The following is a 21,281-nucleotide window of genomic DNA, read 5'->3' as shown; positions in this document are numbered from 1 at the left end:
CCTATTGTTCGTTGCCCTCGTGATACTGCGATTAGAGAGGGCGATGAGCCAATCTAAGTAAATCGGTATTATGACTACAGAAACAATTTCACTGATCAAATCTAGCATCAAAAGCATCCAAGACTACCCAAAGCCAGGCATTCTATTTCGTGATGTGACGAGCCTTCTTGAAGACGCGAAAGCATACCAAGCAACGATCAACTTACTTGTTGAACGTTACAAAGATATGGGCTTTACCAAGGTTGTGGGTACGGAAGCTCGTGGCTTTCTATTTGGCGCGCCTTTAGCGCTTGAGCTAGGTGTTGGTTTTGTACCAGTGCGTAAACCAGGCAAGCTACCACGCCCTACTGTTGCTCAATCTTATGAGCTTGAATACGGCGTTGATACACTAGAAATCCATACAGATGCCATCGTTGAAGGCGACAAAGTACTGGTTGTCGACGATTTATTGGCAACGGGCGGTACTATTGAAGCGACGACTAAGCTGATTCGCCAACTGGGTGGTGAAGTTGAGCACGCTGCGTTCGTTATCAACCTACCAGAAATCGGTGGCGATAAACGTTTAGAAGCACTAGGTCTAAACGTGTACAGCATCTGCGATTTTGAAGGACATTAATACATTCAATGAGTTATTTAGCTTTAGCGCGAAAATGGCGTCCTAATCAGTTTGACCAAGTTGTCGGACAAAAACATGTCCTGACGGCGTTGGAAAACGCACTGGCGCAAAACCGTTTACACCATGCTTATCTGTTCAGCGGGACTCGTGGTGTGGGTAAAACGAGTATCGGTAGGCTGTTTGCCAAAGGCTTGAACTGCGAAACCGGCATTACCGCGACACCTTGTGGTAAGTGTGATACTTGTCGTGAAATTGATGAAGGTCGCTTTGTCGATCTTCTTGAAATCGACGCAGCATCACGTACTAAAGTTGAAGACACTCGTGAACTGTTAGACAACGTTCAATACAAACCTGCTCGTGGACGTTTTAAAGTGTACCTCATCGATGAGGTGCACATGCTATCGCGTCACTCTTTCAATGCGTTGTTGAAAACCCTGGAAGAGCCGCCAGAGTATGTGAAGTTCTTACTCGCAACAACTGATCCACAAAAGCTGCCTGTCACTATATTGTCGCGTTGTCTTCAGTTTCATCTGAAACCAATCAGCGTTGATGATATTCACCAGCAACTTGATTACATCCTAGGTCAAGAGCAAGTTTCAGCAGAGCCAAAAGCGTTGGGTATGATCTCACATGCTGCAGATGGCAGTATGCGTGATGCTCTTAGCTTGACTGATCAAGCAATTGCTTTAGGTAACGGTGCGGTGCAAACTGATATTGTCAGCCACATGTTGGGGACGATTGATACCGACCAAGCGATTCACTTACTGGAGTCAATCAGCAGCAAGCAACCTCAACAAGCCATGGATAAAATCCAGCAATTAGCAGCAAATGGTGTTGAGTGGGATGGTTTGTTGCAGCAAGTCGCAACACAGCTTCATCGAATTGCGATGTATCAAGCGCTGCCAGCGTCGCTAGACCGAGCACAACCAGATGCAGAGAAAATTGAGCTGTTGAGTAAAGCTCTAAGCCCGCAAGACGTTCAGCTTTACTATCAAATTGCATTGAAAGGTCGTGAAGATTTGACCCTCTCGCCAAATGGGCGAGTCGGTTTGGAAATGATTGTGCTGCGTATGATGGCGTTCCGCCCATCAAATAACAGTGGGGCAAATGTTGTTTCTAGTAACTGCGAGCCAGCGTCATCTCCGGCTCAAAGTACCAGTCAACCAAAGGCTGCGCCAGCTCAGACAGCCGCTGCTCCTCGAGCTCAGCAGCCGAGTCCAGCACAAAGCACACCACAAGTGGCGCCTCAACCTTCATCCAGTTCGCAACCTGAGTATCAAGCGAGTGGATATGAGACGGTTCCACCACAGTATGATATGGCGCCGCCGATGAGTGAAAATCCAGCGCCGCAGCATGAAACGCCACCTCAGCAAATGCAAGCGAGCGTTTCAACACCAGCGCGCGGTGGTCTAAGCGGTTTACGTCACCAATTACGTTCTCAGCGTCAAGGCCTACAACAGAACACTCCTCAAAATGGTGGCTCAAAAAAGCCTAAAGCGGCATCTGCACAACCAGAATCGGTTATCGACCGAGTAGCGCAATTGCATGGCAATTCCGCGCAGGTGTCGCCAAACTCAGCTCCGAAGTCGACGGAGCCACAAGTTGAGGAAGCGTATCGCTGGCGTCCAAGCAAGCCTGTTGAGACAAAAGTAAATACAAAACTGACACCTACGCAGCTCAAGCAGGCACTTGAGCATGAGAAAACGCCTGAAATGGCACAAAAGCTCATCGATGAGTCATTAGAACATAATGAATGGGCGAAGCTCATCAGCTTAATGGAGATCCCTAAGCTGGTAGAGCAACTTGCGCTAAACTCTCATTATAGTAAGGAAGGAACAACCGTTTCGTTACTATTGAGAAGCAGCCAAGCTCATTTGAATACTGATAGAGCTCAAGCCGAATTGCTCAAAGCACTTAATACCGTGTTAGGTGAAGAGTGCCACATGAGCATCGAAATAGGGGAGAGTGGAGAAACACCACTTGAACTGAGAGATAGGCTCTACCAAGAGAAATTACAGCAAGCGCTGAACAGTTTAGAAAACGATCCAAATGTTCAATTTATTGAACGTCGTTTTGCTGCAGAGCTTGATAAAGATAGTGTGCGCCCTATCTAATAATCGAATGGAATGGGGTTGAAAACCCAAAGGTATAACCCCATTAATTGATGCAACACCTCATTAAACCAGAGAGATAAACATGTTTGGTAAAGGCGGTATGGGCAACCTAATGAAGCAAGCCCAGCAAATGCAAGATCGCATGCAAAAGCTTCAAGAAGAAATCGCGAATATGGAAGTAACTGGCGAGTCTGGTGCTGGCCTAGTTAAAGTTACTATCACTGGTAGTCACAGCGTACGTCGTGTTGACATCGATGAAAGTTTGATGGAAGACGACAAAGAAATGCTTGAAGATCTGATCGCTGCGGCGTTCAACGATGCAGCCCGTCGTGTTGAAGAAACTCAAAAAGAGAAAATGGCTTCTGTAACTGGCGGTATGCAACTACCACCAGGCATGAAAATGCCATTCTAATCTGCTGATATTTAATTAAGCGGACTTTTAATGCGTACCAGTCATATGCTGGAGCAATTGATGGAGGCCTTACGTTGTCTACCTGGGGTTGGCCCCAAGTCAGCGCAGCGTATGGCCTTTCATTTGTTACAGCGCGATAGAAAAGGCGGTTTGCAGCTTGCAGATGCGCTTAGTCAGGCAATGACAGAAATAGGTCATTGTACTGAGTGTCGAACCTTCACCGAAGAAGAAGTCTGTCACATTTGTACCAACCCAAAACGCCAAGAAAATGGTCAAATTTGTGTGGTAGAAAGCCCGGCAGACATCGCAGCCGTTGAAGCAACAGGCCAATATTCTGGTCGGTACTTTGTTCTTATGGGGCATTTGTCGCCATTAGATGGTATTGGTCCAAGTGATATTGGATTAGATGTCCTTGATTACCGCTTACGTCGCGGTGATATTACCGAAGTGATTTTGGCGACAAACCCAACAGTTGAAGGTGAAGCCACTGCCCATTACATCGCAGAGCTATGTAAAGAGCACCAAGTTGATGCCAGCCGCATCGCGCATGGTGTGCCTGTCGGTGGGGAGCTAGAGCTTGTTGATGGCACGACGTTGTCACATTCGCTATTAGGTCGACACAGAATTTAATAAAAAGCCGCTGAACTCAGCGGCTTTTTTGATCTTGGGAGTTGGGAACGATTAATCGTTCGATTCTTCACCAAGAAGGTTTTTGTAGATAACCGCACCAAGCACGCCACCCACAATAGGCGCAACCCAGAACAGCCATAGCTGAGAAACCGCCCAGTCACCCACATATACTGCGACTGCCGTGCTACGAGCAGGGTTTACTGACGTATTGGTGACAGGAATGCTGATCAGGTGAATGAGAGTCAAACACAGGCCAATTGCGATAGGTGCAAAGCCTTGTGGCGCACGTTTGTCTGTTGCACCCATAATGACAATCAGGAACATCATCGTCATGACAGCTTCAGTCACAAGTGCAGCGATCATCGAGTATTGGCCTGGAGAGTGTTCCCCATAACCATTGGCGGCAAAGCCAGAACCCACAACATCGAATCCTGCTTGTCCAGATGCAATAACGTAAAGCACGCCACCTGCGATAAGCCCGCCGATCACCTGTGAGATGATGTAGGGAGCAACGTCTTTTGTCTCAAAACGACCGCCAGTCCAAAGGCCAACTGTCACTGCAGGGTTCAAGTGACAACCTGAAATATGACCGATAGCAAATGCCATCGTCAGAACGGTTAAACCGAATGCCAAAGAAACGCCCAACAGACCAATACCCACTTCAGGGAAACTCGCAGCCAACACCGCGCTACCACAGCCGCCTAACACTAGCCAGAACGTGCCAAAAGCCTCAGCCAAATACTTATTCATGTTCTTTCCTGATCTTTAATTAAATGACCCGCTGAACATAGTCGAGAATTGTCAATAAATTGTGAGGGAGATCGCGCAAAAACCGCAAATGGAACGCTATGTGGCAAGAGTTCTCAAGGGTGAGATAAAAGGCTGAGGGGGGGAGTGCTAAATCTTGAGTTTGCTTTGATTACTGCCTCGGAGAGAAACAACCGAGGTACTAACTTTAAACGTGTGGTCTAGAGTCGCATTACGTCAATTGTTCTAATTCAGTGATGTTGTCGAGTGCTTCTTGATTGGTGTTGCCGCATACAATCGGACACGGTTTAAAATCGTGACAGACTTTAGGGCGTTCAGGCTTACCAAATAGCTTGCACAAATTGTCGTCGTTGAGTTGCACACAACGAACACCTGCAGGTTTGCCCTTGGGCATTCCAGGTATTGGTGAAGAGATACTTGGCGCAATACAGCACGCTCCACATCCTAATCGACAATCCATAATGTAAACCTCTTAAAAAATTAAGGGGGCAATTATGGTCATTTTGACGTGGATTGGAAGAGTGAATAAAGAAAAAAACAAAAGGGCGCGCTTAACATTACGCTCCCTTTTTGGTTTTTTGCTTTTAAATCATCGTGATTATTTTAAGAAACGGTTATAAACAAACAACAGAATAAATGCGCCTAGTGTTGCGGTAATGATACTACCAATGTTGACGCCAGTTGCTCCGCCGAAACCGAGAATGCCGCCAAGGAAGCCACCTACAAATGCCCCTGCAATACCAAGTAACATTGTTGCAATCCAACCGCCCCCATCTTTTCCTGGCATGAGCCATTTAGCAAGTGCGCCGGCGATTAAGCCCAAAATAATCCAAGAAATAATACCCATGAAAACTCCTTAATGCCTTCTTGATCAATTGAGTAATGGAAACTTGTTTAAGGATAGAACAGTAAAACGAAAGTAGTTGAATATCTCCACCGTTATGTGGGAAGGATGCAAGATCTTCTCAAAACTTGAACTTTTGCGTTGAGAAGAGTATAAATCGCCCCCTAAATTCCCTTGGTGAGACCTGAAGTATGAGCACTCCATTTTGGCAAAGTAAATCGTTAGAGCAGATGACAGAAGAGGAATGGGAATCTCTCTGTGATGGTTGTGGCAAATGTTGTTTGCATAAGCTGATGGATGAAGATACCGATGAAATCTACTATACCAATGTGGCTTGTAGCTGGCTGAACAGTAAAACGTGTTCATGTAAGGATTACCCAAACCGTTTCACTTCGGGTGAAGAGTGCACCAAGCTGACCCGAGAAGACATCGACGATTTTACTTGGCTGCCACACACGTGCGCTTACCGTCTGTTGGCTGAAAAGCAGCCTTTACCAGAATGGCATCCGTTGATTACAGGCTCTAAGTCCGCAATGCATGCGGCTGGGGAAAGTGTCCGTAACAAAGTTGTTTACGAGATTGATGTGGTGGATTGGGAAGACCATATTTTAAATCATCCCAACCGTCCTTAGTCGAATAAAAACAAGCCTTTCATTGATTAAATGAAAGGCTTGTTTGCTATTGGGGCTCCCAACTTTGACGTCTCGCTAACGAAATGCTGCTCAGTTTATTATTTAGTGTTGTAAACTTAGGAGTATGATTTCAACGCTTTACACTTCTATTCCTGATTGTTTTGATCAGGATTGTTCCCTATGAGGTAAACATGACGTTTCATTTCCCCCAGAAACTGCGCCTGACATCTTGGGTGACATTATTCGCACTTGCCGTCATTATGTTCTCCCCAATGGCTGTTCATGCGACTGCTACTGACGATATCCAAGAGCCTTCTGCTGCCGAAATCTCGATTGACAACTTGAACCGAGAGATTGTGGATTTATCCCAAAGCCTCTCGCAAGCGAGTGGCGACGAGCGTGATGCCCTTCAACTGCAACTATTCCAAAAGAATGAAGAATTAAGAAGCCAGTTAGCGTCAGCGATTGAACGTGAAACTATCTCTCGCGACAAGCTGATCTTGCTAGTTAAAAAACAAGAACAATACTCTGAGGATGCGACGAACTATCTATCGGAAAAAATAAAGAAAGTCGTCGAGGATTTAAATAAGGCTAAGGATGAAGAGAAGCTTGCTCTTGTTAATGATTATCGAGAGCTACAGCGTTATCTTGATGTTAGCTTCGATTCGAGCTGGCAAAATCTCGCTTGGCTGAAGGAGCTAGGGGCCCAAAACGAGCGCGCGGAAGCGGAACTAAAAGATAAAATTGATAAACGTATGCGCTTACTGTCTGCTTCAATTGAGTACTTGAGTCAGCAAAGTGAGATCATTGGCTCCCAACTTTCGTCTAGCCCAGAGTCGGAAAAAGCGTCGTTGCAACTTAGTCAGCTCATTACTAAACAAAGGCTAAATATTGCGACAGAAAGCTTACGCAACCTGATTTCAATTGGTGATAAAGTCGGTTTAGAAACGTCTGAATACAAACGCCAAATTTTTGAAGTGACGGGTAATATCACCCATGATTTACTGAATACCAAAGTTGTGTGGTCAATACTGAGTCACTGGTCCAACTCGGCACTGGATTGGTTTGCCGAGAATGCACCGCAGCATATCTTCCAGTTGTTTGTTTTTGCGCTGATTTTATTGATCGCTCGCGGACTGGCTAAGTTAACTCGCAAAGTCGTCCGTAAAGCAGTTGCATCGAAAAACTTAAAACTTTCCCACTTGATGCAGGACTTCTTTATCTCGATGTCCGGCAAATTCGTGTGGGTGATCGGTATCATGGTGGGCTTATCTCAGCTTGGTTTGAACCTAGCGCCAATCCTAACCGGTTTCGGTATTGCTGGTGTGATTATTGGTTTCGCGTTGCAAGACACGTTATCCAACTTCGCGGCGGGTATGATGCTGCTTATTTATCGCCCATTTGATGTTGGTGATTTTGTGTATGCTGGCGGTGTGGATGGCAAGGTAAGCCATATGAGTTTGGTGAACACCACAATCCGTACGTTTGATAACCAAATTATTATTGTTCCTAACAGCAAAATCTGGGGAGATGTTATTAAGAACGTCACGCATGAACGCATTCGCCGCGTGGATATGGTGTTTGGCATTGGCTATGCGGATGACCTCTTAAAAGCGGAGTCAGTATTGTCTGATATCATTACCTCTCACCCGTCGGTACTTCGCACTCCAGAGCCAATGATCAAAGTTCATACATTAAATACGTCTTCTGTAGATTTTATTGTGCGCCCTTGGGTAAAAACGGATGATTACTGGGATGTATACTGGGATGTGACTAAAGAAGTGAAACTACGCTTCGACCGAGAAGGTATTTCGATTCCTTTCCCACAACAAGATGTGCATTTGCATATGGTGGAGAAGCAAGACGCTTAATCACAGATCCCAACTAGTGAAAGGCACTCTAGATAGAGTGCCTTTTTTGATCTTCGGTTAGCGCTATAGTTACAGTTCGTTAAAGAACACCAGTTTCGGCTCGCATTCTAACAAGTTGTCGATCTGGCTAATCAAAAGAGCAAAGTGTTCTGTTTTACCATGAAGCTCAAATGCTTGTTGGTCTTTAAATTGCTCCTGAAAAACGAAGTGGCATGCATTGTCTTTATCTTGGAACAATTGATAACGAACACAACCTTCTTCATTGCGAGTAGGTTCAAGCGCTCGGGTAAGTACCTCTTTCAACTCTTGTTCTTTTCCCGGTTGTGCATGAAAGGTAGCCGTCAAGTGAATCATAATGTTTACTCTTTTTGTTATAGGTAACGCCCTTGGCGTTGCAGGAACTCAATTTTGTAACCATCAGGGTCGGTTACAAAAAAGAACGTTGCTAAATGCTTTTGTTGATGGTCAAAGGCTTTGATGTCACCAGTTTCAATGCCGAGAGATTTAATGCGTTTGTGGGCTTGTTCAATGTCCTCCACGCTGACGGCAAGGTGGCCGTAACCTGAGCCGTGAGTGTAGGGCTCACTTTGGTCGTGATTGTGCGTCAGTTCCAATTCAAAGCCAGTTTCTTGGTTGGCTAGATAGGTTAGAGAAAAGCCATCAAAGATGTATTGATCAGCGACTTCTAGTTCAAGTACGTCACAGTAAAATTGTAGAGAGCGGTCCAGATCACTTACTCGGATCATGGTGTGAATCATTTTTGTCATAGGTACTCCTTGATAGTCCGCACAGGTTAGCGATTTCAAAAGGAGTCTGGGTAGTACTCTAGTACGACAAATTAGAAGATGCTCAAGGGTTTATAATACGGATGCATAGCCTAGGATGGTTATTGGTCGGTTGGTTGCTATTAACTGTTAAGTTGCGCAAGTGCTTGACGAGTGGTCTCTTGAGGTTGGCGGGCGTAAGTGAGGCAAGCGCATCGAAGTAAGGAGGCAAAGTTGTTCACTTCACCATTGTATTCGAGTGCTTCTTGATAAACAGTGCTTATGAATTTAGGAACCGTCATGTTTTGAGCACTAGCGATTTCCTCAAGAATTGTCCAAAAGCTCGCTTCAAGTTTTACACTGGTCGCGTGACCATCAATACGGATAGAGCGGGTGATGAACTGATAGTTGTCTTGGGGTTGCTTAGCAAAGATTTCGCACATTTTCTTTATTCATATAATTAAAGACCCATAATTATTGTGGTGTACGATTTAAAACGTCAACTGTTTTCATGCATAAAAAAACGCTCCCTTGCGAGAGCGTTGAAACATCACGAGTTGTGAAGTAAGTGCAAGTTGATTATTTAATTTGTTGCTTCAAGTACTCGCCTAGTTGCGAGTGGTGCATGATTTTTGATACTGGAAGGATAGTTTCTGCAGGTCCCCAAGCAAATACGTTGACAGGAGTATGCGTATGAGTACCCGTCCCCCATACTGTGTTTTGCTTTGTTGCATGCTCACGCGCTAGCAAGTTGCCACGGTCGTTGTAAGGAAAGAAAGCATCAAAGTCATTGATTGTCGGTACGTTCTCTTCGCTTAAGTATTTGTGTCCAGCGAGTCGGTATGGATTTGGTTTACTTGCTAATACGCGTTCTGCTTGTTCAGGCGTAATAGAAAAATCGCTATTTGCGTTCACGACTTCCGCAAACTTCTCTGGAGTTTGCTCTTTCTTATCAAGCGCTTGGAATTCACTGATCATGCCGTAGTAACTTTTCTTTTGGTTGTATAAACCATCGAGGATCTCGAACTGACCAAAGTTGAAGTTTGGCGCGTAATCCTGATTTTTGAATGCTTCGCCGTCGCGTTTTTGTGGTTTAGGCAAGTTTGCTGATGAGTAGCTAAAGCCAAAAGAGCCGGTTTCGTGGTCAGCAGTAACAATGATCAGGGTGTCATCACGGCCTTTTGCCCACTCATAAACTGAGTTTACCGCTTCATCGAATTTAAGCATTTCATGCAGCATCGTACCTGCATCGTTACTGTGGCCAGCCCAGTCAATTTGGCCGCCTTCAACCATCAAGAAAAAACCGTCTTTGTCTTTTGAAAGAATGTCGATTGCTTTGGTGGTCATTTCTTTCAGCGATGGCTGCGTGCGTTTTGGATCGTTTTTGCTTTGACTGTAGGCAATACCATCGTTCATGCCCGAGTAAGCAAAAAGTCCAAGTAATTTGTCACCTTTAGCTTGTGTGAGCATATCGCGGCTGAAAGCCAGGTTGTAACCTTGGTCTTGCGCCTCAGTAAGCAAGTTGCGTTCGTCTTTGCGTTTCGATTTTAGGTAGACATTTCCTTCAGTGAGCTTTTCAAGCTGCTCGTATGTCTCTCCCTTGTCGTTTGTCGACTTTGGAATCCAATGACGAAGTCCACCAGACATCATCACGTCTACGCCTGTTTCGAGCATATCCGCCGCAATACTGTTTTCTAGGGAGCGATGTGGTTGATGAGCGGCAAATGCTGCTGGCGTTGCGTGGGTCATACGCGTATCAGAGACGAGCCCAGTTGCTTTACCTTTACTTTTGGCTTTTTCTAAAATAGTTTCGACATGGTTGCCTTGGCTATCAATGCCAATGACTTCAGAAGCGGTAGGGATTCCTGTCGCTAGCATCGTAGCTGAGCACGCAGAGTCGACGACAATTGCGTCTTCTGGATTGGTCAGTGATGATCCAATCACACCTTCTTGAGCGAGTTTGTATAACGCTGTGCTTTCGCCTTTGTAAACCGAGTTAGGTGCGTGTTTTGCGTAGGTCTCGAGTAAACCAACTTGTTGAGGACCCATGCCGTCGCCGATCATCAAAATGACGTTTTTGATTTCAGCTGAGAGTGCATTGAAAGAGAGGGTAGATGCAGCCACTGCCGTAACGATTGGAGATACTAAGCGCTTCATTATATTTTCCTTGTTTATTGAAAGCGCAGGCATTAAAGCAATGATTTATGAAGGTTTTGTGTCGGTAATAAAAGTTTAACCAAATTGTCGTTTTTGTTTGGTTTTGCAGAAAAAATGAGTCGCTCTCTAACGTTCGTTAGTTTGGAAAGAAGAAAGCCCACAAACGTGGGCTTGGATTACGCTTAGGAGTTGAAAGCATGGACTAAAGTTATCCATTCAGTGCCTTCACAAGAAACCTAGTTTAGGGAGCAATAAACGAGCATGTATTATCGGGCCACAAGAGCGGTCGAATTCACTTACGTTTGCATCATATCGTTCTTTGGCTTATTAAATTATGGGCTGCAGTAAGTGTTTGGTTCAAATAGGATTTGTTGTCGTGACGATTATCAGACTGGTTATCAGACTAATGCCAGTATGATGCCACCAACGGTAAGTGCCGCAGAAAGGTATTGACCCGCAGAATATGAGCCATCCTCTTCTTTCTCGATTTTATCGGGGTGATCCATGCCAAGCGCACCATGCGTGAAAGATTCGACCTTTTCACCAACAGATTTATCTTCTGCTTCTATTTTCTTGCTGTCGTGCTCGATTTGTTGCAGAGCGGCAAGTAGCGCTTTGCCTTCGGTCGAAAGCGTCACCTTATTGTGTTCGACTTTCAGCGGCGAAGCACTAGTTTCTTCTTGTGCAATACTTGCTTGTTTAGAGGCGACAGATTGTTTGGCATAGCTATTAACAGAAGTGCTTCCTACTGGATTCATCGAATACTCCTTGGAACATCGACACTCGGTCACTGAGTGCGGGTAAAAAGCAGTTATATTTTTATCGGCGGCAAAGTTTATTTCTGAAGCTATTTGGATAAAAACAGGTCTGCTTTTGCCGCTTCTAGTTTCTATTGGTGATCATTAGCAAAAAATAGACCAGCAGGAAGCAGACCCTTGTCACTCGATGAACTCGGAGCGGTGTGATGATGCAACGCAACGACAAGGTAGTAACTTAAATTGAAGACCAGCTACTTACATTGAAGATCGTTATTGCGTTTAGTTAGATGTTGATATGCCGCCATGCGGTGAGCATCTTGTACATACCGTACTGGTGGTGCGAGAACCTCTAACTGATAGTCAGTATTATCGGAAAGCACGTTATCTGTTGGGCTAATTACAACCACTTTTAAGCTCGGGTTGCGGCTTAAGATTGATGCTGCCGTACCCAACCCTTGCTCGGTGTGAAACTTGCCTGCAACATGGACAACCTGAGCGCTTGGGTTGTCGTCTAGGTAGCTAACGATAGATTCCGCCATAGTTTCATCCCAAGTAACTTGAGCTGCAAACTGTTTTTCCGTCTGCTCTGGCTTACCGTGATGCATGGATGCCATGAACTTTTCTTTGTACGGACTACTACCAGTGTTGATGGCTTGTGCAATGAACATCCGCTGATCATCATCGAGCTTGTTAATGTAATCTAGCCCTTGTCGACCAATGCATCGAACAATGCTCTTTGGTGCATTTGCTGCAATGACCGGGAGATTTTTCTGCTTAGCAAACTCCACGAGAGGGCGATAGTCGCTTTGATAATTGGGCCAAGCGTTGGCTTGTTTCATTAAGTACTGTTCGCCGATCTCCCCACGTAGGTAAGCGTCAACAACAGGTTGTTTGTCACGGGTAAATTGTTCCATAGATAACGCGAGTGAGCGGTCGTAGGACGTAAGTTGTTTGAGCATATCGGTTTGAAAGCGATGAATGCCGGCGTGTGTGTGCCATTCACCAATAAGAATGACATCTGCTTGTTGCAGCTCAATTGGCAGTTTGCTTAGAGCGATGTGCTCGCCAGAAGGGGTGTATAGTTGGTAGTCGTAAAAACTAGTGACTTCCGCTGAGGTTGCGTGAGAGTTGGTGTGCGTATATGAAGAGCAACCAGTAAGTAAGCCTGCAAAGAGCAAGCTCAAAGTAGAAAAGCGCATTGAAAAGCCTCCAAAAATGTCCGGATGATATTAATGGAGGCTGAGCAATGAATCAATATAAATGATAACTATTTGCGTTTGTTGTTTTTTTGACGTATTAATTGAGTGTTTTTTTGCGATATACACGCAACATAAAATCAGCCTCACATTGGAAAAGTGTAGCGGATTTCAACTCTTCACGAAGAGCATCGGTTGCTTTCCATGCGAATGGCGTCATTTGCAATAAATCGATTGCGGCTCCGTTTTTCAAGTCCATAACATAGTTAAGATGCTGCTGGTGCTCTAATTCAAACCCTTCAATATGTTCTGGTTCTTCATTGTGAAGACGAACTTCTTGATAAATGCGCTCACGCAGTTGGTATAAGTGGCGGCTAGCAGGAGTAACCGTGACAACAACGCCGTCGTTTTTTACAACGCGCTGCAGCTCCTCAGCTTTACACGGGGCATAAATGCGCAAAATGGCATCTAAGGATTCATTTGCGAAGGGAAGTCGGTGACTAGAAGCCACACTAAAGTTGCAGTGCGTGTAACGCTTCGCCGCGTAACGAATGGCAACTTTGGAAATGTCTAAGCCATAAATCGTGGCATGGTTCGCTTGTGTTTCTATCGTCTTTTGTACTTGATCTGTGTAGTAACCTTCACCACAACCAATATCTAATAATTGATGGGTGCTCCCCTCAGTGTATGTTGCACACAGCTGCGCCACTTCTTGGCGCATTGGGTTGTAGTAATCTCCTTCGAGGAATCGACGACGAGCTTGCATCATCTCTTTGTTGTCACCAGGATCTTTAGAACGTTTGTGGTGCGCTGGCATCAAGTTAACGTAGCCTTCTTTTGCTAAGTCAAACTGATGATTGTTTTCGCACTTAAACGTTTTTTCATTTAACGCTAGAGCTTGGTGGCATAGAGGGCATTGATAGTTCATGACGATCTCGAACAGAAAGTAGGGCGGCAAATTCTATCAAAAAGCGTGGTATCAAGTGAAACAAAAAGAGCCGACTGGGTCGGCTCTTATTAAGTATTAGTGGAAGAAGTCGACTTGCTCTTTCAAGTTTCGTGCTTGTTGTTGAAGTTCAATGGCACTTTGCGAGGTTTTTGCGCTCGTGTTGCGGCTTTCTCGGTTAAGTTCACTGATAGAATGGGCATTTGCTGCAATTTCTTGTGAAACTTGAGCTTGTTCTTCTGAAGTCGCTGCAATGGCGTCGGCTTGAGAGGCTATCGACTGCACTTGTACTGCGATGGCTTCTAATGCTGTGCCCGCGTCTTGTGCTTTGTCCAAGACCTGGTTTGCACTGCGTTGGCTGTCTGTCATCATATTAACTGCATTATGAGTCGACCCTTTTAGTTTCTCGATAATTTCCACGACATCCTGAACTGAGCTTTGGGTTCGGTGCGCAAGTGTGCGCACTTCATCTGCTACAACTGCGAAGCCACGGCCTTGTTCACCTGCTCGTGCTGCTTCAATGGCGGCATTCAAGGCAAGTAAATTGGTTTGCTCAGCAATTTCATCAATCATTTTAGTGACGGTTTGAATACTCTCGCTATCGCGATTTACTTGCTCGATAGCCGTTGCTGATTGATCCAATTGATCGTTAAGTTGAGCAACGTCGATACATACGCCTTCAACAATCGCGAGACCAGACTGGCTATCGGTATTTGCTGAGCGTACGTTTTCCGCAATGCTTTCGACTTGTTGTGCGACAGATTGAGCGGAAGAGGCCATTTCTTCAATCGCTGTCACAACTTGCTCGACTTCTTGTTGTTGTCGGTCGGCTTGGGTCAAATTGCTATGTGCATCGTTGGCAACGCTGGTGGAGTTGCTCTCCACTAAGTCGCTTGTTGAACGGATCTTACCGACAAGTTCATTGAGCTGACTTGCCATACTGGCGACACCCGAGCTCAGGTTCGTAATTTCATTCTTTGATGCTTTACGAGACGCTGGGATGCTCAAGCTGACTTCGCCGCCGGCTAAGCGAGTCATGTATGAGTTTAGAGTCGTGAGAGGTTGTAAGCTGTGATTCAAGAAAAGTGTCAGTACAACAAAAGTAATGATTGCCGCTACCGAAGAAATGATGGCAATGAGTGTGAGAAGCGTGTCGCTACCTTTTGTAACTTCTTTGATAAACGTACCGCCTAGCAGTTTCCAGTTCCAACCTGGAACCTCTGTGTAGACAAGATACTTTTCGCCTACGTTACCTTGGTACTCGAAAGGGTAGCGAATTAATCCACTAGATTGTTCGAAAATCTGGCCAAAAGGCTTGTGACCATTGTAGTCGGCGACTTCTAGTATTGACGAATCTGAGCCGCTTTTTGCTGGATGAAGTAGGTATTTACCAAGATTGTTTTCGTCGTTATCAACGATAATGGTGTAACCAGTGCCGCCCCATTTTATCTCTTCGAGTGCATCGAATAAGGTTTGTGTCGCTTGGTCTACTGGTAAGCCAATAAACGATAGGCCTGCTACCTTTCCTGTCGCATCTTTGATTGGGGCATAGTAGGTAATGTAGCGCTCGCCATACAATTTAATTTGAGCGTAATACGGTTGTCCTGCTTTAAGTTGCTGATAACCAGGATGGTTGATGCCTAGCGTGGTTCCGACCGCTCGCTGACCTTGTGGATCTTTTAGGGAGGTGGACACCCGAATAAAGTCGTCACCCAATGGTGCGAATAGCGTTGCTATAGCGCCGGTATCACGTGTGAAACTGTCGACCAACTTGGTGTCATTAATTAAGCTTTCACTGTATTGAGTGATGTTTGGTACTTCATGTCCCATGAAGTCAACCGTGTAATTTTCGACATAGACACCGGCAAGGTAGCCATTGCGAAAAGTAGATTCGAGGACTTTAGCGGTGTGCAGGTAAGCATCGAATTGGCCAGCAATGGTTTTTGCCATTGATTCTACTTTAGATTGGTGTTCTTTCAGTGTGCTTTCCAATAGAACATCGGAAGCGTTGCGGTAAACAAGCGCTGCAATACTGCTGAAAGCAATGAATAGACACAAAGTGATCACCAGTTTCAACTGGAATCCGACACTTTGATTTCGGTATCTCTCTAACATAGACTAATTCCTGATATTTTTATTATTTATGAGTTTTGTATCGGTATGCTATCGGTTTATATGATCAATTTTTTTGATATTTATTAATGAAACCGTCAAAAGTGACCAGTAACCAATAAGTTAGTAAAGATAGGACCATCTAAGCAGAGTTTTTATTACAAAAAAAGCCGGGTATCCCCGGCCTTTATATGGTGATTCTTACTGCGCTGAAATGACAGTGACAAGTTCATGTGTCTCACCTGGTTGGAGGGTTTGACCTTGCTCAATACTTGGTGCATGAACAGCAGACTCCACACACAACATGGTTTGATAACCATCGTCAGCCATGTCACCCATGCTTTGCGCACCTTCTGCCCAAGGGTTCCATAATACTGCTGAGTTGTGGCCTTGGTTGTGTACGCTTAGCGTACGATCCAATACCGGGTCTTTTACCAAAATTTTCGCTTCTGGTTGCGTGTAAACGCGATCAATGGTGTCAGTTAGTTGTAGAACATTACCACCTTGGCATACCGCATCAGCTTTCAAGCTATCAATGTACTCGGCACCCATGCCTGTCGTTTGTGCTTGCTTAATGTCTCCAACGTTTAGGTAAGTATGTAATGCGCCAGAGAAGGTCCAAGCCTCGTCATCAATGTTCATGACTTTGAGCGTCACTTTTAGCTCATCGCCCACTTCAATCACCAAACGAGCGTCAAACATATGGGGCCAAATATCGTGGATTTCTTCTGTCGGGAACAGAGCAAGTTCAACAATCACACCGTTATGGTTCTCACGATGTTCAACCAACTCCCATTCTGCGGTGCGGGCAAAGCCGTGAGCTGGAGCAGCAATACGCCCAAACCAAGGCCAACAAACCGGAATGCCACCGCGAAGAGCAGCTTTACCATCGAAGACAGCTTTTTCGCTCATCCAGATCAGATCTTCTTGACCTTTAGGCGTGAACGACACGACATGACCACCGTGTAGCGAGATGCCTGCCGTTGCTTTGTCATGAATCACGCGGACGATTTTTATCTGATCAACTTCAACGATAGTGACGTTATCAGATAGCACCGTTAGGGCTGGGAGAGTTTTTAAATCCATGTGTAGTTTCCTATCGCTGGGGGAGAGCTTTTAGACGCGCTTCGCACATTAAATGCAACATCGAGCCTGCATTCTCTCAAATTCCAGATACAAAAAAGGCGACTCTAGAGCCGCCTTTTCTTTAACGAAGTTATTCGCTAATTGCTAACTTTCTAATTACTTAGAGATGTGAGCGATTAGGTCTAGAACTTTGTTTGAGTAACCGATTTCGTTGTCGTACCAAGATACAACTTTAACGAATTTGTCAGTTAGCGCGATACCAGCTTTAGCATCGAATACTGAAGTGCAAACTTCGCCGATGAAGTCTTGAGATACAACTGCATCTTCAGTGTAGCCTAGAACGCCTTTTAGTTCGCCTTCAGAAGCTTCTTTCATCGCTTTACAGATGTCTTCGTAAGAAGCACCGTTAACTAGGTTAACAGTTAGGTCAACTACAGAAACGTTAGCAGTTGGTACGCGGAAAGCCATACCAGTTAGTTTGCCGTTTACTTCTGGAAGTACAACGCCTACAGCTTTAGCAGCACCAGTTGAAGATGGGATGATGTTTTGAGAAGCACCACGACCACCGCGCCAGTCTTTAGCAGAAGGACCATCTACAGTTTTTTGAGTTGCTGTAGTTGCGTGAACTGTAGTCATAAGACCAGATTCGATACCGAACTTGTCGTTAAGAACTTTAGCGATAGGCGCTAGACAGTTAGTAGTACAAGAAGCGTTAGAAACGATGTCTTGACCAGCGTAAGTGTCGAAGTTTACGCCGTTAACGAACATTGGAGTAGCGTCTTTAGAAGGACCAGTTAGTACAACTTTTTTCGCGCCAGCAGTGATGTGCTTACGTGCAGTCTCGTCAGTTAGGAAAAGACCAGTTGCTTCAGCTACAACGTCAACACCGATTTCGTCCCATTTTAGGTCTTCAGGGTTGCGCTCTGCAGTAACACGTACAGTTTTACCGTTAACGATTAGGTTACCGCCTTCAACTTCAACAGTACCGTTGAAACGGCCGTGAGTTGAGTCATACTTAAGCATGTATGCCATGTAATCTACATCGATAAGGTCGTTAATACCTACTACTTCGATGTCGTTGCGCTCTTGCGCTGCACGGAATACGAAACGACCGATACGGCCAAAACCGTTAATACCTACTTTGATAGTCATTATAGTTGCTCCACAACTTAATTTCTGATTAAAGATAACTGGTAGTAAAATTACAGAATCCAGTAAACATCTGCAAGTGATAATCGGACTTAACTTGTTTAAAGTCAAAAAAAAGCGACGCTTTTTTTAACAATTCTTTGCAAATGTACGTTTTTTAAACTTTTAACTGATTCTTCTGCAGCCCAGTTGGCGTAATATAACTGGTGAGATAAGTGCTCTTATCAAATTAATTACGCATGGTGTCCTGGTGAGAAAGTATGTGCTACAACTGTTAAGAGAAGCAAGTTTTTTGCTAAAAAAGTCAATACCAAGAACAGTAAATAAGGAGCCGAAAGTCGTGGAACAAAGCGGGAAAAAAGTGACGAAGTCAGATGAACAGTGGCGTGAGCAACTGTCTGATGAAGAGTTCCGTGTTTGCCGAGAGCAAGGTACAGAGCCTCCTTTCAGCGGTAAGCTACTGCATAATAAGGAAACTGGTGTTTATGCTTGTACTTGTTGTAATGCCCCTCTCTTTGTCTCTGATAACAAGTATGACTCTGGCTGCGGATGGCCAAGTTTTGATGCGCCTATCAACGATCAAGCGGTGCGCTATTTAGAAGATCTAAGTCACGGAATGGTACGTACAGAGATTCGTTGTGCAACGTGTGATAGCCATCTAGGGCACGTTTTTGAAGATGGCCCACAGACCACAGGAGAGCGTTTTTGTGTTAATTCTGTGTCGTTAATTTTCAACAAATCAGAATAATAACGACAAAATTGTGCTCGAGATTGTTTTATCCTTTCAGGATGATTCAAGCTCAACAGTGATCTGAGTGTCGCTCGACTTAAATAAAAACTCCCGCTCATTGCGGGAGTTTTTCGTTTATATCTCAGTGGGTATCATTGTTGGGGAATAGATACCTTTCTCTATGGCTTTCGCCACCGATTCGGCTAATTCATCCAACTGCTTATATCGCTCTGGATGACTGAAATTGAACATACGTTGGAGCTGCTTTTCATCAGCAAGCGGTACGTCGAATCTCTTCGCGACCATTGCCCATAGATACGCTTGCTCTTTGTCTCCAAGCCCTTGATGAATACTTGCCATTGACTTGAGAATGACCGGATTGATGTTGTCTTCATCAGATAAAGACAACGCGTTATTAAGAAGCTCCAGGGTTTTCTTGGTATCTCGGTTGGTATAAAAAGTGGCTAATGCATATTGCATCTCAGCATTATTTAATTGGGGAGACCCTTCCATTTGTAAAAATGCGCGCCGAGCTTGAGTATCTCCCGTTTGAGACCATAAGAAATACAAAGTAGCCGGGTCTTCTGAGCCTTTTAACTCGTTTACGATGCGCTCTAGCTCATCAATACTGTGTACCAATGCATTAAAGCGTTGTCTTTTGAGAGCACTTTGATCAATAGGGGTGATCTGGGAGGCGAGTTCTAAGCATTTCCTATATTCAGCGACCAGACCGTATTCGATGATTTGGTTGGCCTCTGATGGGTTTTTCAATTGCTCAAACCGATGCCAAACCAAATTTGTTCTTGGAATTCGACATTGGCCGTCATCCATATTGAGCTGCTCGCAACGTAGCTCTGGTGTTTTTTGGCACAACTCTTCGGTTGTCACGTTACCTTCAAAACAGCCCGATAGCGCAAAACATGCGAGGCTGAGAAGTAACCAGTTTGTTCTTTTCATGGCTTTGCTTGTGATCCGTTACACCAATTCATTTTCGTATTCTTGACTCAGTTTCTTAACCCGTTATGTTCTGTAAATAGAATGTAATAAGAAGGTACACTATGGACGCAGAACAACTATTACAAGCGATGACTCCAGAAGTTTATGATCGCTTAGTCTATGCAGTAGAAACGGGAAGATGGCCTGAGGGTACAACACTTTCTAAAGAGCAGCGAGATTCGTGTATGCAAGCTGTGATGTTGTATCAATCAAAACATAATACTGATGCGCAGCATATGACGGTTGCAGCCGGTGGTGAAATCAGTTTTAAATCAAAACAAGAGCTTAAAAAACAATTCAGCGGAGAAGAGAGCGATATTGTTCGTGTCAATCCGAACATTGATTAATCCTTACGCCTTATTTCTCAAAATTTTATTATTTTGATTTTGAAAGAAAAAAGCCCAAACTGTATTGGGCTTTTTAGATCGTAGAAAGCTTGAACTTACAGGCTCATTTCACCACGCAGTACTTGTTGCATTCTCTCTTTTACTTCTTCGTAAGAAAGGTTTTGGCTTAGAAGGTAGTGTAGTTTTGCCAGCGCCGCTTCGGGCGTCATGTCAAAGCCACTGATAACACCAGAGTCTGCGAGCGCACAACCTGTGGCATATCCGCCCATATTCACTTTACCTGCCAAACACTGAGTCAGGTTGACAACAATAACGCCGCGCTCAGAGGCTTCTTTCAGGTGACCAAGCAGCTCAGGGTTCTGAGGAGCATTACCGACACCAAAAGTCAGAAGAATCATCGCATTCACGGGCTGACGAAGCGTGTTGCGGATAACTTCGTGTGAAATACCAGGGTACATGGTGATCACACCGATTGGTTGTGGCGTGATGTTGTGAACCTTAAACTCACCTTCTGGTTGTGCACCAACGGTTACGCTGTTGCTAACTTGAATATTGATCCCAGCTTCCAATAGTGGAGGAAGGTTTGGTGAAGTAAAGGCATTAAAACCGTCTGCATGAGATTTTGTGCTGCGGTTACCACGCATCAATTGATTATTGAAGAACAAAGTTACTTCGTTGATCGGGTAGTTTGCCGCAATATGTAGCGCGTTTAATAGGTTTGCTTGGCCGTCAGAACGCAGCTCTGCGAGAGGGATTTGTGAACCCGTTACAATCACTGGCTTACCAAGGTTTTCAAGCATGAAAGACAATGCGGACGCTGTGTACGCCATGGTGTCAGTACCATGTAGGATAACGAAACCATCGTATTTGTCATAGTTGTCACGAATATCATTCGCAATCTGCTGCCAGTCAGCAGGTGTCATATCTGATGAGTCAATCAGAGGGTCGTATTCGTGGATGGTGTAATCCGGCATTTCAGGACGATGGAATTCGGGCATGCTTGCTAATTGCTTTTCCATAAAGCCAGCAACAGGCACATAGCCGTGGTCGGATTTTTGCATTCCGATGGTACCACCGGTGTAAGCGATGTAGATGTGTTTTCTAGTCATCGTTTTTTCTTTCGTGTAGGGGAACAGAGGCGGGGATTATATAC

23 protein-coding genes are annotated in these 21,281 nt (G+C 44.8%); 8 read left to right on the top strand and 15 right to left on the bottom strand.

What is annotated here, in order from left to right:
- The first annotated feature begins 70 nt into the window (after positions 1–70).
- From apt to recR, 4 genes are all read left to right on the top strand, one after another.
- On the top strand, positions 71–616 hold the full coding sequence (gene apt, locus R7Q38_RS14195; RefSeq protein WP_005380615.1) for an adenine phosphoribosyltransferase: 546 nt from the start codon (positions 71–73) through the stop codon (positions 614–616).
- Between the two features lie 8 nt (positions 617–624).
- Positions 625–2,730 (top strand): DNA polymerase III subunit gamma/tau, encoded by a 2,106-nt coding sequence (gene dnaX / locus R7Q38_RS14190; RefSeq protein WP_239938662.1) that lies wholly within the window; start codon positions 625–627, stop codon positions 2,728–2,730.
- 82 nt (positions 2,731–2,812) lie between these two features.
- Entirely contained in the window at positions 2,813–3,142 is a 330-nt protein-coding gene (locus R7Q38_RS14185; RefSeq protein WP_005380618.1) for a YbaB/EbfC family nucleoid-associated protein, read from the top strand.
- Between the two features lie 30 nt (positions 3,143–3,172).
- Complete coding sequence (gene recR / locus R7Q38_RS14180; protein WP_005380619.1) at positions 3,173–3,772, top strand: recombination mediator RecR; 600 nt, start codon at positions 3,173–3,175, stop codon at positions 3,770–3,772.
- A gap of 51 nt (positions 3,773–3,823) precedes the next feature.
- On the opposite strand, the gene aqpZ is transcribed toward recR, so the two are convergent.
- From aqpZ to R7Q38_RS14165, 3 genes are all read right to left on the bottom strand, one after another.
- Positions 3,824–4,522: an aquaporin Z gene (gene aqpZ / locus R7Q38_RS14175; protein ID WP_238855503.1), complete on the bottom strand. Its 699-nt coding sequence runs from the start codon at positions 4,520–4,522 to the stop codon at positions 3,824–3,826.
- Between the two features lie 229 nt (positions 4,523–4,751).
- Positions 4,752–5,000, bottom strand: a complete 249-nt coding sequence (locus R7Q38_RS14170) for a YkgJ family cysteine cluster protein (protein WP_017820793.1) — start codon at positions 4,998–5,000, stop codon at positions 4,752–4,754.
- Between the two features lie 138 nt (positions 5,001–5,138).
- On the bottom strand, positions 5,139–5,387 hold the full coding sequence (locus R7Q38_RS14165) for a GlsB/YeaQ/YmgE family stress response membrane protein (RefSeq protein WP_005380625.1): 249 nt from the start codon (positions 5,385–5,387) through the stop codon (positions 5,139–5,141).
- Between the two features lie 188 nt (positions 5,388–5,575).
- Here R7Q38_RS14165 and R7Q38_RS14160 point away from each other — a divergent pair, with 188 nt between their 5' ends.
- Positions 5,576–6,016 carry a YcgN family cysteine cluster protein gene (locus R7Q38_RS14160; RefSeq protein WP_005384948.1) on the top strand — a complete coding sequence of 147 codons (441 nt, stop codon included), beginning with the start codon at positions 5,576–5,578 and terminating at the stop codon, positions 6,014–6,016.
- A gap of 191 nt (positions 6,017–6,207) precedes the next feature.
- A complete protein-coding gene (locus R7Q38_RS14155) occupies positions 6,208–7,887 on the top strand; it encodes a mechanosensitive ion channel family protein (protein ID WP_005380681.1) in 1,680 nt (559 codons plus the stop codon).
- Between the two features lie 69 nt (positions 7,888–7,956).
- Here R7Q38_RS14155 and R7Q38_RS14150 read toward each other — a convergent pair whose 3' ends face one another.
- From R7Q38_RS14150 to gap, 10 genes are all read right to left on the bottom strand, one after another.
- The gene (locus R7Q38_RS14150; RefSeq protein WP_025767189.1) at positions 7,957–8,241 is read right to left on the bottom strand and encodes a putative quinol monooxygenase; all 285 of its coding nucleotides are present in this window, start codon (positions 8,239–8,241) and stop codon (positions 7,957–7,959) included.
- 17 nt (positions 8,242–8,258) lie between these two features.
- Positions 8,259–8,654, bottom strand: a complete 396-nt coding sequence (locus R7Q38_RS14145; protein ID WP_005380685.1) for a VOC family protein — start codon at positions 8,652–8,654, stop codon at positions 8,259–8,261.
- A gap of 140 nt (positions 8,655–8,794) precedes the next feature.
- On the bottom strand, positions 8,795–9,094 hold the full coding sequence (locus R7Q38_RS14140; RefSeq protein ID WP_005384938.1) for a ribbon-helix-helix domain-containing protein: 300 nt from the start codon (positions 9,092–9,094) through the stop codon (positions 8,795–8,797).
- A 136-nt stretch (positions 9,095–9,230) separates the two neighbouring features.
- Positions 9,231–10,808 carry an alkaline phosphatase gene (locus tag R7Q38_RS14135; protein ID WP_025767190.1) on the bottom strand — a complete coding sequence of 526 codons (1,578 nt, stop codon included), beginning with the start codon at positions 10,806–10,808 and terminating at the stop codon, positions 9,231–9,233.
- Positions 10,809–11,206: 398 nt separating this feature from the next.
- Positions 11,207–11,566: a hypothetical protein gene (locus R7Q38_RS14130; protein WP_005380688.1), complete on the bottom strand. Its 360-nt coding sequence runs from the start codon at positions 11,564–11,566 to the stop codon at positions 11,207–11,209.
- A 251-nt stretch (positions 11,567–11,817) separates the two neighbouring features.
- On the bottom strand, positions 11,818–12,765 hold the full coding sequence (locus tag R7Q38_RS14125) for a ChaN family lipoprotein (protein ID WP_025767191.1): 948 nt from the start codon (positions 12,763–12,765) through the stop codon (positions 11,818–11,820).
- A 97-nt stretch (positions 12,766–12,862) separates the two neighbouring features.
- Complete coding sequence (gene rlmA / locus R7Q38_RS14120; protein WP_005380691.1) at positions 12,863–13,690, bottom strand: 23S rRNA (guanine(745)-N(1))-methyltransferase; 828 nt, start codon at positions 13,688–13,690, stop codon at positions 12,863–12,865.
- A gap of 96 nt (positions 13,691–13,786) precedes the next feature.
- Positions 13,787–15,823, bottom strand: a complete 2,037-nt coding sequence (locus R7Q38_RS14115; RefSeq protein WP_239938661.1) for a methyl-accepting chemotaxis protein — start codon at positions 15,821–15,823, stop codon at positions 13,787–13,789.
- A 198-nt stretch (positions 15,824–16,021) separates the two neighbouring features.
- Entirely contained in the window at positions 16,022–16,906 is an 885-nt protein-coding gene (locus R7Q38_RS14110; protein ID WP_017820788.1) for a D-hexose-6-phosphate mutarotase, read from the bottom strand.
- 156 nt (positions 16,907–17,062) lie between these two features.
- A complete protein-coding gene (gap, locus tag R7Q38_RS14105) occupies positions 17,063–18,058 on the bottom strand; it encodes a type I glyceraldehyde-3-phosphate dehydrogenase (protein WP_005380697.1) in 996 nt (331 codons plus the stop codon).
- A gap of 337 nt (positions 18,059–18,395) precedes the next feature.
- Here gap and msrB point away from each other — a divergent pair, with 337 nt between their 5' ends.
- Positions 18,396–18,803, top strand: coding sequence for a peptide-methionine (R)-S-oxide reductase MsrB (msrB, locus tag R7Q38_RS14100; protein ID WP_005380698.1), 408 nt, complete (start codon positions 18,396–18,398; stop codon positions 18,801–18,803).
- Between the two features lie 117 nt (positions 18,804–18,920).
- Here the strand turns inward: msrB and R7Q38_RS14095 are convergent, their stop codons facing one another.
- A complete protein-coding gene (locus R7Q38_RS14095; RefSeq protein ID WP_053306675.1) occupies positions 18,921–19,742 on the bottom strand; it encodes a DUF2989 domain-containing protein in 822 nt (273 codons plus the stop codon).
- Between the two features lie 101 nt (positions 19,743–19,843).
- Between R7Q38_RS14095 and R7Q38_RS14090 the strand changes: the two genes are divergently transcribed.
- Positions 19,844–20,128, top strand: coding sequence for a YeaC family protein (locus R7Q38_RS14090; protein ID WP_005380700.1), 285 nt, complete (start codon positions 19,844–19,846; stop codon positions 20,126–20,128).
- 95 nt (positions 20,129–20,223) lie between these two features.
- On the opposite strand, the gene ansA is transcribed toward R7Q38_RS14090, so the two are convergent.
- Complete coding sequence (gene ansA / locus R7Q38_RS14085; RefSeq protein ID WP_017635822.1) at positions 20,224–21,237, bottom strand: asparaginase; 1,014 nt, start codon at positions 21,235–21,237, stop codon at positions 20,224–20,226.
- Between the last annotated feature and the right edge of the window lie 44 nt (positions 21,238–21,281).

The organism is Vibrio sp. Vb0598 (assembly GCF_033338935.1).
In the GTDB taxonomy this organism is placed as follows: domain Bacteria; phylum Pseudomonadota; class Gammaproteobacteria; order Enterobacterales; family Vibrionaceae; genus Vibrio; species Vibrio alginolyticus.
This window is presented reverse-complemented; position numbering and strand designations above follow the sequence as displayed.